This is a genomic window from Flavobacterium branchiarum (assembly GCF_030409845.1).
Taxonomy (GTDB): Bacteria; Bacteroidota; Bacteroidia; order Flavobacteriales; family Flavobacteriaceae; genus Flavobacterium; species Flavobacterium branchiarum.
Map to the genome: position 1 here is coordinate 707,273 of NZ_JAUFQQ010000003.1, position 12,446 is coordinate 719,718.

9 protein-coding genes are annotated in these 12,446 nt (G+C 33.2%); 3 read left to right on the plus strand and 6 right to left on the minus strand.

The window, feature by feature from the left end; all coding sequences use genetic code 11:
* Positions 1-286 precede the first annotated feature (286 nt).
* The 3 genes from rny to QWY99_RS03695 all read right to left on the minus strand — a co-directional run bounded on the left by rny (position 287) and on the right by QWY99_RS03695 (position 2,652).
* Entirely contained in the window at positions 287-1,852 is a 1,566-nt protein-coding gene (gene rny, locus QWY99_RS03685; RefSeq protein WP_290261501.1) for a ribonuclease Y, read from the minus strand.
* 208 nt (positions 1,853-2,060) lie between these two features.
* Positions 2,061-2,354 (minus strand): cell division protein ZapA, encoded by a 294-nt coding sequence (locus QWY99_RS03690; RefSeq protein WP_229988142.1) that lies wholly within the window; start codon positions 2,352-2,354, stop codon positions 2,061-2,063.
* Positions 2,355-2,361: 7 nt separating this feature from the next.
* Complete coding sequence (locus tag QWY99_RS03695) at positions 2,362-2,652, minus strand: coiled-coil domain-containing protein (RefSeq protein ID WP_290261507.1); 291 nt, start codon at positions 2,650-2,652, stop codon at positions 2,362-2,364.
* Positions 2,653-2,827: 175 nt separating this feature from the next.
* Between QWY99_RS03695 and QWY99_RS03700 the strand changes: the two genes are divergently transcribed.
* The 3 genes from QWY99_RS03700 to QWY99_RS03710 all read left to right on the plus strand — a co-directional run bounded on the left by QWY99_RS03700 (position 2,828) and on the right by QWY99_RS03710 (position 7,817).
* Positions 2,828-4,525, plus strand: coding sequence for a M23 family metallopeptidase (locus QWY99_RS03700; RefSeq protein WP_290261509.1), 1,698 nt, complete (start codon positions 2,828-2,830; stop codon positions 4,523-4,525).
* Positions 4,526-4,536: 11 nt separating this feature from the next.
* On the plus strand, positions 4,537-6,993 hold the full coding sequence (locus QWY99_RS03705) for a TonB-dependent receptor (RefSeq protein ID WP_290261511.1): 2,457 nt from the start codon (positions 4,537-4,539) through the stop codon (positions 6,991-6,993).
* Between the two features lie 101 nt (positions 6,994-7,094).
* Positions 7,095-7,817 (plus strand): hypothetical protein, encoded by a 723-nt coding sequence (locus QWY99_RS03710; RefSeq protein WP_290261514.1) that lies wholly within the window; start codon positions 7,095-7,097, stop codon positions 7,815-7,817.
* 9 nt (positions 7,818-7,826) lie between these two features.
* Here QWY99_RS03710 and QWY99_RS03715 read toward each other — a convergent pair whose 3' ends face one another.
* The 3 genes from QWY99_RS03715 to QWY99_RS03725 form a co-directional block, all read right to left on the minus strand.
* Positions 7,827-8,528 carry a DUF2971 domain-containing protein gene (locus tag QWY99_RS03715; RefSeq protein ID WP_290261516.1) on the minus strand — a complete coding sequence of 234 codons (702 nt, stop codon included), beginning with the start codon at positions 8,526-8,528 and terminating at the stop codon, positions 7,827-7,829.
* A gap of 205 nt (positions 8,529-8,733) precedes the next feature.
* Positions 8,734-10,560 (minus strand): ABC transporter ATP-binding protein, encoded by a 1,827-nt coding sequence (locus tag QWY99_RS03720; protein WP_290261519.1) that lies wholly within the window; start codon positions 10,558-10,560, stop codon positions 8,734-8,736.
* A gap of 55 nt (positions 10,561-10,615) precedes the next feature.
* Positions 10,616-12,343: a phospho-sugar mutase gene (locus QWY99_RS03725; RefSeq protein WP_290261522.1), complete on the minus strand. Its 1,728-nt coding sequence runs from the start codon at positions 12,341-12,343 to the stop codon at positions 10,616-10,618.
* Positions 12,344-12,446 lie beyond the last annotated feature (103 nt).

A 12,446-nucleotide genomic window follows, 5' to 3' on the forward strand; every position in this document is an offset into this window, starting at 1 on the left:
TACTTTGCATTTGTTTCTTGTGGTGGTTACTTTGTCTGTTCGCTATCGGTCGTGTCTTCCTTCGTCAGAATAAGATTGAGGATAAAAAAAATCAAACAAAAGAAATTCTTGCTACCCCACAGGTTTTTGTATTGATCCATATAAAACGTAGTGCCTTTGTGGTTAGTTAATTCAAATAAAAGGTTTAATTTTTTTAAATTCCTTTATGGTAAAAAAGCATGATATCTGTATAAATAAAAAGCGCATCAATTGATGCGCTTTTTTATGATATGAAGTATATAGAGGCTTATTTAGCAATATTTACAGCTCTAGTTTCTCGTATAACAGTTACCTTAACCTGACCTGGATAAGTCATTTCGGTTTGTATTTTTTGTGAAATATCAAAAGATAAGCTTGCAGCATTTTCATCAGATACTTTTTCGCTTTCTACGATTACACGAAGTTCTCTACCTGCTTGAATAGCATAAGCGTTTTTAACTCCATTAAATCCGTAAGCAACTTCTTCAAGATCTTTTAAACGTTGGATGTAAGAATCTAATACTTGTCTTCTTGCACCAGGTCTTGCGCCAGAAATAGCATCACAAACCTGAACGATTGGTGATAATAGTGATTTCATTTCGATTTCGTCGTGATGCGCACCAATTGCATTACAAACTTCTTCTTTCTCACCATATTTCTCAGCCCATTGCATTCCTAATAATGCGTGAGGTAAATCACTTTCAGTATCTGGAACTTTACCAATATCGTGTAGTAAACCTGCTCTTTTAGCTAGTTTAACATTTAAACCTAATTCAGCGGCCATAATACCACACAATTTGGATACTTCTCTAGAGTGTTGTAGTAAGTTCTGACCATAAGAAGAACGGTATTTCATACGTCCAACCACTTTAATTAATTCAGGGTGTAAACCGTGAATTCCTAAGTCTATAACGGTACGTTTACCAACTTCGATGATTTCGTCATCAATTTGTTTGGCTGTCTTAGCAACAACTTCTTCGATACGTGCTGGGTGAATACGCCCATCGGTAACTAGTTTATGTAATGCTAAACGAGCAATTTCTCTACGAACAGGGTCGAAACAAGAAAGGATAATTGCTTCAGGAGTATCGTCTACAATGATTTCAACACCAGTTGCTGCTTCAAGCGCACGGATATTTCTACCTTCACGCCCGATAATTCTACCTTTTACATCATCAGATTCAATGTTAAACACCGATACACAGTTTTCTACTGCTTCTTCAGTTCCAACTCTTTGAATTGTATTAATGATGATTTTCTTAGCTTCTTGTTGAGCGGTAAGTTTAGCCTCTTCAATAGTATCTTGAATATGAGACATTGCATTACTTTTTGCTTCAGCTTTTAAACCTTCCATTAGTTGGTTTTTAGCTTCATCAGCAGAAAGTCCTGAAATAACTTCTAATTGCTGTAATTGACTTTTGTGTAATTTGTCAACTTCAGCTTGTTTTTTATCTAAAACTTCAATTTTAGTATTGTATTCTTGCGTTTTAGCTTCGTAATCATCATTAGTTTTTTTAGCTTTTGATAACTCATTCGAAACTTGAGATTCTTTATCTCTTACTCTTTTTTCTACTTCGGCTACTTTCTTGTCTCTAGCAAGGATTACTTGTTCGTGTTCTGATTTTAATTCAATAAAACGCTCTTTAGCTTGAAGTATTTTGTCTTTCTTAATGTTTTCGGCTTCTAGATTAGCATCTTTTAATATAGATGCTGCTTCTTTTTTTGAGTTCTTGATTAAATTGGAAATATTGCTCTTTTCTATGATTTTGGCTATCCCAAAACCCGCTGCAATACCTATGATTCCTGAAATAATGATCGTTATTATACTGTCCATGGTTGTTAAAATTTATATATAAAAAAGCCTACATTAGGTTGCTTGTATAAACTCGAAAAGACAAGTTTTGAGCTAACTCACTGTTCAAGTTTCCTCGCCGAAGCGTGGCATGCTTTAGTAGTGATGATTTGCTCATTCTAAATTGTTAGTGTTGAGTTTACCAAATATGAACTAATGTAGGCAGTATCTTAGTTTCTGTAAAGAACGTTTAATTTTCGAGATATTGATCTAAAAGGGTATTTAATCTTTTAATTCGTTCGATAGTTTCATCACTATCAGTTGCTTTATCGATTTGTTTTTGCTCTACTTGCGACGCAAATTGTAATGCACACATGGCTAAAACATCCTGTTTGTCACGAACAGCATAATTTTCTTCAAACTGCTTTATCATCACATCAATTTTTTTTGAAGCGCTTCTAAGCCCTTCTTCCTGAGAAAGATCTACCGTTAAAGGGTAGACTCTGTCTGCGATTGATATTTTAATTTTAAGCTTTTCGTCCATGTTCTTACTAGTCTGATAGTTGTGCTATACAGTGATCAATTTCGCGAATTAATGAATTTATTTTAAGCTTTGTATCTCTTTTATTATCGTTACTGCCAAGTAAAGAATTGGCGATTTTGAGTGTTTCATACTGCTTTTTCAAGCTCTCAATCTCCTCGGATTGTCTCTGTATAGTGTGCTTAGCCTCTATTAATTCTGACTTTACTTCTTGATTGTTCTTCTCTAAACCTTTTAGCTTCGCAAAAAGTTTTTCAACTTTATATTCAAGAGTATCAATTATTTCGGCAATTACACTCATTATAAATCCTATTCATTACTTAATCATACAAAGTTAGTATTCCTTTTTATTTCTGCAATATTTTATCGATTTTTTTGCATTAAAAATAGCAAATTAATGAAATTCAAGGTATTGTATTTAGTAGTTTTACTGGATATTTTGCGAAGTTTTTTTTATCTTAGCAAAAATGTAAATCATGAAATATCCTATACTTTTTTTGCTGTTTTTTAATTTTATCGTTGCTCAGACTGAATATCCAAAAGATTATTTTAGATCTCCACTTGATATTCCGATGCAACTTTCTGGGAACTTTGGCGAGTTAAGACCCAATCATTTTCATGCCGGTTTCGATTTAAAAACGAATCAAAGAGAAGGGTTAAAAGTGTATGCTGTTGCTGATGGATATATTTCAAGAATTAAAATTTCGACTTTTGGAAATGGAAAAACATTATATGTAACCCATCCCAATGGTTATACATCTGTGTATGGGCATTTGCAAAGTATGGTTGGTTCTATTCAAGAATTTATTAAACAGACGCACTACAAAGAAAAATCTTTTGAAATTGAAATGTTTTTGAAGCCTGGTGAAATGGTTGTTACCAAAGGGCAGTTAATAGGTTTGTCTGGAAACACAGGGTCTTCAGAAGGGCCACATTTGCATTTTGAATTCCGTGATTCAAAAACGGAGTTTGTTATTAATCCGATGCTTTTTGGTTTTGATAAAAACATTAAAGACACAAAAAAACCTGTTGTTTCAAATTTATATGTTTATCCAGTTGGTGATAATACAATTGTAAATCAGTCTAAAGTTCCGTTAATGCTTAATTTATCATTGCAAAAAGATGGTACTTATTTGTCTGATCGTGTAGCAACAAATGGAAAGATTGGTTTTGGAATTACTGCTGTGGATTACGATGATGTTTCTTTTAATAAAAATGGAGTTTACAAAGTAGAATCTTTTTATAACGGAAAATCTAATTATGGGTATCAGTTTAATACGTATTCATTTGATGAAATGCGTTATATAAATGCTTTAATTGATTATTCTAGATATAAAAAAACAGGCCAAAGAGTTCAGAAATTGTTTATGAAAACCCCTTTTGCTTTGAGTATCATCAAAACAGATTCTCTTAACGGAGTACTCCCAGTTGTTCCAAATCTAGCATCGGCATATCGAGTTGAAGTCTCTGATTTTTTTGGAAATACCAATACAATTAATATTCCTGTTCAGTATAATTCTTTGCCCGTAGTTGTAAATCCAGCACCTGTTGTTTCAGATTATTTGGTGAAGTATAATAAAGACGCTCTTTTTTCTAAAAACAATATGTCGGTATTTTTCCCTGCAGGTGCATTTTACGATGATTTCAATTTAAATTTTGATGTAAAAAATGATCGTATTTATGTTCACGATGACACGGTTCCAGTACATTCTAGTTTCACGATTACTATAGAGGATGATAAATATCCCGAGAATCTTAAAGACAAAGTGTACATAGGTAGGTTTACTGGGAAGAATAGTAGCTATAATTCTACATTGCGTAAAGGAGCCGTTTATACTGCGAAATCAAGAATTTTAGGACAGTTCGGATTGGTTGTAGATACTATTAAACCGACAATTAGTATCGCTAAACCTATTGAAGGAAAGTGGATAAGTGATGTGAAAAAAATTCAGTTTACAATAAATGATGGTATGTCAGGGATTAAATCCTACAATGGGTATTTGAATGGTAAATGGATTTTGTTTGAGTATGATAACAAAACAAAAAAAATTACTCATGATTTTAATGATGGAGTTGTGGCAGAAGGGGCGAATGATTTAAAGATAGAAGTTGTTGATAATGTGGGGAATTCTGCTATCTTTGAGACACGTTTTTTTAGAAGTCAAATAAAATAATAATATAACGTTTGAACAAGAACCTACTATTTGTTGTCCTTTTATTGTGTTTTAGTTTTGTTTCGATTGCTCAAAATGCTCGAGTAAAAGGAATAATTCTTAATGAAAGTAATTTTCCAGTTACAGATGTAAATGTTTCTCACTCGGGAAATGTTACGCAGTCTAATTCGGATGGTTTCTTTGATATTTCTATTCCATCTAATAAAAAGGTGATTATTGTTTTTACTCACGTTTCACAGAAAATGATTACCGTAACAGTGACTTTAAAGCCAAATGAAATATTTGTTTTAAATCCTGTTATGAATAGTTATGCTGAACAAATGGGTGAGATTGTTGTCATGGCAAATAAAAAACGAATACAAGGAATTACAACTATAGATCAAACTACTATAAAGAAAATCCCAGGTGCTAATGCAGGTATCGAAAATATATTAAAGACATTGCCTGGAGTAAATTCTAACAATGAATTGAGTACGCAATACGCAGTTCGAGGAGGGAATTACGATGAGAATCTTGTTTATGTGAATGAGATTGAAGTGTATCGTCCGTTTTTAATTCGTTCAGGACAACAAGAAGGATTGAGTTTTACTAATACTGATTTGGTTCAGAATGTTGATTTCTCAGCTGGAGGGTTTCAAGCGAAATTTGGTGATAAATTATCGTCTGTTTTAGATATCACTTATCGTAAACCAACACGATTTGGAGCGTCTTTTGAAGCTAGTTTGCTTGGGGGGAGTGTTGCTGTAGACGCTGTTTCTAAAAACAAGAAATGGTCTGCAATCACAGGAGTTCGTTATCGAAACAATAGTATGCTTGTAAATAGTCAAGATACACAAACAAATTATACGCCTTCGTATACAGATATTCAAACGAACATTAATTATTTCGCTTCGGCAAAATGGCACTGGAGTTTTCTTGGGGCGATTTCTCAAAATAAATATTTATATCAGCCATTAACTCGAGAAACTAAATTTGGAACAATCGATAAGCCAATGGCACTTGCAGTTTATTATGAAGGGCAAGAAAGGGATAAATATGACACTTATTTTGGAGCTATAAAATCAACGTATAATGTCTCTCCTGATTTTACATTAAAGTTCATCGGCTCTATATTTCATACACAAGAGCAAGAGCATTACGATATTTTGGCTCAATACCGCTTAGGAGAAGTTGATAGTGATGGTTCGGTAGTTTTGCAAGAAGTAAATTATACTAAAGGAATTGGCTCGCAATTAAATCATGCGCGAAATGATCTTGATGCTTTAATTGTAAATGCGGAATTAAAAGGAATTTATAATTGGAAAGAAAATCTTCTGGAATGGGGAGTAAAATATACTCGCGAATCTATTCGTGATCGTGTTTCTGAATGGGAGGTAATTGATTCGGCAGGTTTTTCGGTAAATCCACCCATTGTAAATTTGCCTAGAAATAACCAGCCGTATGAATCGTATTCAGGGCCACTTTTTCCTTATCAAAATGTGAGGGCGATAAATTTTAATACTATAAACCGTTTCTCTGGTTATGCACAATGGAGCCGAAAAGGGAATTTAGGATCTAGTGAGGTTTGGTACAATGCAGGTGTTCGTTTTCAGGACTGGAAAGTCTCTGGAGGAATTGTTGAGGGAAAGAACCAGTTTGTGGTTAGTCCGCGTGCGCAATTTGCTATAAAGCCAGATTGGGATATGGATATGGTTTTTAGACTTTCAGGAGGTCTATATCATCAGCCACCTTTTTACAGAGAATTACGTGATGCAAGTGGAGTAGTTTTGCCAAATACTAAAGCACAACAATCGGTGCATGTTGTTTTGAGTAATGATTATAGTTTTAAAATGTGGAATCGACCATTTAAGCTTATTTCAGAGTTGTATTATAAGTCATTATCAGATGTGAATGTTTATACCATAGATAATGTTAGAATTCGATATGCTGCTGATAATAACGCGAAGGCTTATGCTCAAGGTTTGGATTTTAGATTAAATGGTGAGTTTGTGCCTGGAACTGAATCTTGGTTTAGTTTTGGATATTTAAAAACGGAAGAGAATTACGAGAATAGAGGATACATAGCAAGGCCAACCGATCAACGACTGAAATTTGCGCTTTTGTTTCAAGATTATATGCCTAATATACCGAGTGTGAAATTGTATTTGAATATGGTTTATAATACGGGATTGCCTGGGGGATCTCCTTCGTATTCGGATCCGTACTTATACCAAAATCGATTGAAAGATTACCGTCGAGCAGATGTTGGATTCTCTAAAGTTTTTATTGATGATAATAGAGTTGCCAAAAGTAAGCTGTTTAAAGAGTTTAAAGAATTGACATTAGGATTTGAGATTTTTAATCTTTTTGATAACAAAAATGCAATTACAAACACATGGGTTCGTGATGTGTATTCTAAAAATCAATATGCAATTCCTAATTATATGACTTCTAGAGTTTTTAATATAAAATTAACTGCTAGGTTATAATAACCAATGGAAAAGCTAGTTTAGAATGTATAAATTGGGACTAAAGAGGTAAACCATTTTTAAAATTCATTACATTTGAATTTATTTTTTAATAATACAATATGAGAAAATCACATATATCTATCATAGGGCTTTCTGTTTTACTTTTAGTGAGTTGCAAAAAAGAAGTCGAAAAACCAAAGGTTACTTACGATGCTTCGACAGCTTCAAAAGTAATTGCTAAAGTTGATTCTACACAAGTTGCAATTGCTGACTTACCAATTCAGATGGAAGGAACAGATTATTTGATTCATCCGGTTGGCGATGTACGTGTGTATGAAAGAGGTGTTAAGGCGCGTTATGGTTCATCGAGTGTGAATGATATCAGTTTTACAATTTCGAATATTGGTGAATATGAAATTACGGGATATTTACAAAATTTAAAATTCCAGAAGATAGATTCAGATTCTATCAGACCATTGACAGATAAGGCAGTTTTGATTCAGACGGCAACTTTTTTAAAAACTATTGCTGATAAAACTCATAATCATGTTATGGTTTATACAATGGTGGATATGGACACGAATAAAGATGGGAAATTAGATACTAGTGATATAAAAGCTTTGTACTTAAGTGATATTAGTGGAGAACGTTTTGTTAAGGTTTCTGAAGATTTTCAAGAGCTAATCGATTGGAATGTTATAGATTCTAAAAATCGTTTGTACTTTAGAACTATTGAGGATACTAATAAAAACGGACAATTTGATAAAAATGATGTTTTACATTATAACTATATCAACCTTGGAGTTAAAGATTGGAAAGTTGTAAGTTATAAGCCAATTTAGTATTTTTAATTATATCAAGATATCACTTTCAAGATCTGATTTTTCAATGTCAAAATCATAACCTAGTTTGTGAACCAAATCGATTACGAGTTTTTTATACCAGTTCTCTGATTTGGGGTGGATATAAATTTTTTCAATAAGATATTTAAGATTTACATTAACTCTTAATCCATCATTAATCTTAATGTTGCTTTTGGAGGTGTCTGTAATGATGCGTACTTCACGCTCATATTGAAAGCTTTTTCTTTTGAATAAAAACGGAAAGAATAGATCGTCAAAAGGGATGTATTCTTTCTTGTAGTCTATATAGTTCACTTCGCCTATATATTGGTCAAAATTATTCTCCGGTTTCAATGCTTTTTGTAATCTTCCAATGGTAGATTGAATAGCTAATCCTTCACTATTTTGAGTGAATATCTGCCACATAGCAAAAGATTCATATTCATTGATATGCCAACTACTTATCGCTACTTTTTCTCGGTGTGTTTTGTAATAGTCTATGAAATCAGGATTGTCTTTAGCAAGTTTTTTAATCTCTTCGTAAGTAGGTTCGCTAAAGGTGCCTTCGTACTGATCTTCAAATTTGTCAGATCGAGACATGAAAAGTTTTTTAGACATTAATAAGTCTAGAAATTTGGATAGATCTAAGTATTTCCAAACTATTGTATTTGGGTCTTTAGGCAGATTTATGTTTGAATGATGGCGATACATAGGTGTTTGTATATTAATCCGTGGATGGTATGTGTTCTTGATTTATTTAGATGGATATCTTATGAAAACCAAAAAAGGTGCTTCATTTTTGATTAGCCACTTACGACTATTCGAAAAATGAAACACCTTAAGATTTAATTCTATGTGTTAGTTATCTTTATTTTCAATGGGTTTACATCTTACGTATACCTAAAATTATGAAAAATTATTCAAACGACTGCATTGTAACTAGTTTATTATATGTTCCGTTTAGTGTTATTAGGCTCTCATGAGTTCCTTGTTCTACAATTTTACCTTTTTGCATAACAACAATCAAATCTGCTTTTTGGATAGTAGATAAACGGTGAGCAATAACAACAGAAGTACGGTTTTGCATCATGTTATCAAGAGCAACTTGTACAAATTTTTCACTCTCTGTATCCAATGCTGATGTTGCTTCGTCAAGAATCATAATGGGAGGATTCTTTAAAACGGCACGAGCAATTGATAAACGTTGTTTTTGTCCGCCAGAAAGTTTGTTTCCGCTATCACCAATATTAGTATAAATACCAAGAGGTAATTCGTTTACAAATTCAAAAGCATTAGCAATTTTAAGCGCTTCGATGATTTCTTCGTCGGTAGCGTCAAGTTTTCCTAATGAGATATTTGCTTTTATAGTGTCGTTAAACAAGATGCTATCTTGAGTTACTAATCCCGTTAAGTCACGAAGTGAGTGTAAAGAAATATCCTTTATGTTGATGTTATCAATAGAAATAGAACCTTCGTTTACATCGTAAAAACGGGTAAGTAGGTTAGCGATAGTACTTTTTCCGCTACCAGATTGTCCAACAAGGGCAACAGTTTGTCCTTTTTTTATTTGAAGAGAAAAGTCTTTAAGTACATTTTCTGTTTCGTATTTAAAGTTGATATTTTTGATTGTGATATCAGAGTCAAAAGAGGTTTTTTCTATAGCATCAACTTTGCTTGTAATAGGGTTTTCTTGGTCTAGAATTTCTAATACACGTTCTGCTGCTGCATTACCTCTTTTTACGCCATAAGAAGCTTTAGAGATAGCTTTCGCAGGAGTTAGGATGTTGTAAGCTAATCCCATATAAGCGATGAATGAAGCGCCATTTAATGTTTTTTCAATTAAAACCATTTGACCACCGTACCAAAGTAAAATTGCAATTACCATGATTCCCATAAATTCACTTGCAGGAGAAGCTAGGTTTTGGCGGTTACCGATACTGTTTGATAGTTTAAAGAAACGTTGTGTTGAGCTTTGAAAAACACTGTTGAAGTAATTTTCAGAATTGTATCCTTTAACTACTTTTAATCCACCTAAAGTTTCTTCAATGGTAGATAAAAATGTTCCTTGTTCTTGTTGCGCCTTAGTTGATTGTTTTTTTAATTGTTTTCCTATCAATGATATTATGTATCCAGAAACAGGAATGAAAATAAAAACGAAAAGAGTTAATTGCGGACTTATGGCAAGCATAGCAATAATTGTAAACACAATAGTAAGAGGTTCTTTTACGATAAGTTCTAAAATTGCAAGAAACGAAGTTTGTACCTCATTTACATCACCAGCAATACGAGAAATAACATCTCCTTTTCTTTTTTCTGAGAAAAATGACAAAGGCAATTCAAGTGTTTTCTTGTACATCGCATTTCGCATGTCTCTTAAAACTCCATTTCTTAAAAAAGTAATGAAAAACATTGCGAGATAATCACATAGGTTTTTCAATAAAAATATTGAAATGATCACGGCTACCATTACTGAGAGTGTGTATCCTACACCATAATTATCGGTTGCTTGCGTGATATAATAGCTTAAGTAATTTTCAGCATAATCTTTTATTTCCCAAATTCCTTTGTAAACAGGCATTGTGGTGTTTCTTTTCGTTTGGTCAAATAAAACCTGAATCATAGGAATTAATGCCATAAACGAAAGCGTGCTAAATAATGCATAAAGAATATTAAATAAAATATTCATGTATGCGTATCTTTTATAAGGAAATATAAAAGGAAATATTCTTTTGAAATTGTTCATTCAAGATGTTTTTATTTTTTTTAAATCAACTCTGTAAGTCAGAAGTAAAAAAAAATTAATTCAATTGCATTGCTGCGATAATGTTTTTTATCTTTTTATCTAAAATAGCATTAGTTGCATCAAAATCTTCAACAGAGTACAATTCGGTATTTACGCTAATGTAAAATTTAATTTTTGGTTCTGTTCCACTTGGTCTAGCGCAAATTTTAGAACCATCTTCGGTATAATAAATTAGCACATTTGATTTTGGGATGGACATTTCAGATACTTCGCCGCTCAATAAGTTTAGAGCTGTCGATGATTGATAGTCTTCTACCATTATTACTCTTTGTCCATTTATTTCTTTTACAGGATTTTCACGTAAATTAATCATCATCTGATTGATTTCCTGTAATCCTTCGATTCCTTTTTTCGTTAAAGCAACCAAATGTTCTTTGTAGAATCCATGTTCAACATAAAGATTTAAAAGTTCTTTATAAACAGAACTTCCGTTTGCTTTTGCTTGAGCTGCCATTTCGCAAATTAATAAAGTAGCTGCAACTGCATCTTTATCACGAACAGCATCTCCAACCATAAATCCAAAGCTTTCTTCTCCACCACCAATAAATTCAAGTTCAGGAAAGTCTTTGATCATTTTAGCGATCCATTTAAATCCTGTTAAGCCTATTTTGCATTCAACATCGTAACTTGTTGCAAGTTCCATCATCATAGGAGTTGAAACAATAGTTGATCCTATAAATTGTTTTCCGCTAATTTTGCCTGCTTTCTTCCATTCTTGTAATAAGAAAGAAGTCATTAAAATCATGGTTTGATTTCCGTTTAACAAAATCATTTTACCTTCGTTATTGCGAACGGCAACACCTAAGCGATCACAGTCTGGATCTGTTCCAACAACAATATCTGAGTTTGTTTTATCAGCTAATGCAAGTGCCATTGTTAATGCTTCAGGCTCTTCAGGGTTAGGTGATTTTACGGTAGGGAAGTCACCATTAGGAACAGCTTGCTCAGGTACAATATGTACATTAGCATAACCTGCTTGAGATAAAGTAGGAGGGATTGATTTTATTGAAGTTCCATGTAAAGATGTAAAAACAATTTGCAAATCCTCTTTAGCTTTAGCTGGAGTATTGAAACTTGCGTTTTCAATAGATGATTTGATAAAAGCGTTGTCTATCTCAGTATCGATGTATTCAATTAATTTTTCGTTTGCGTGAAATTTAATTTTAGCATAATCAAGGCTTTCGATCATAGCGATAATTTCAGCATCTTGTGGAGGAACGATTTGTCCGCCATCTTCCCAATACACTTTGTATCCGTTGTATTCAGGTGGATTGTGTGATGCGGTAAGTACAATACCACATTGACAACCTAAATGTTTAAGAGCAAAAGATAATTCTGGAGTCGGACGCATATCCGAAAACAAGTAAACATGAATTCCATTTGCTGAAAAAACGTCAGCAACCACCTTAGCAAGAGTATTGCTATTGTGGCGGCAATCGTAAGCAATTGCTACTTTCAGGGTTTGGTTTGGGAAAACTTTATGCATGTAGTCAGAAAGCCCTTGTGTGTTTCTTCCAAGCGTATATTTATTGATTCGGTTACGACCAACACCCATAATACCGCGCATTCCGCCAGTTCCAAATTCTAAATTTTTATAAAAACTTTCCTCAAGATCTTTAGGCGATGTCGTCATCATCTCTTTAATCGCCTCTTGTGTTTCATTGTCAAATGCTGGCGTTAGCCATTCGTTTACAGCAGTTAAAATGTTAGGTGCTATATTCATTTGTATATTAATTTTAAATTGTAAGTCAAAAAATGAGCTGTTTTAGGAGTTGCTATAATTTCTTGAAGCAATCTCCTGCTATCCGCTATATCTTTATGTTTTT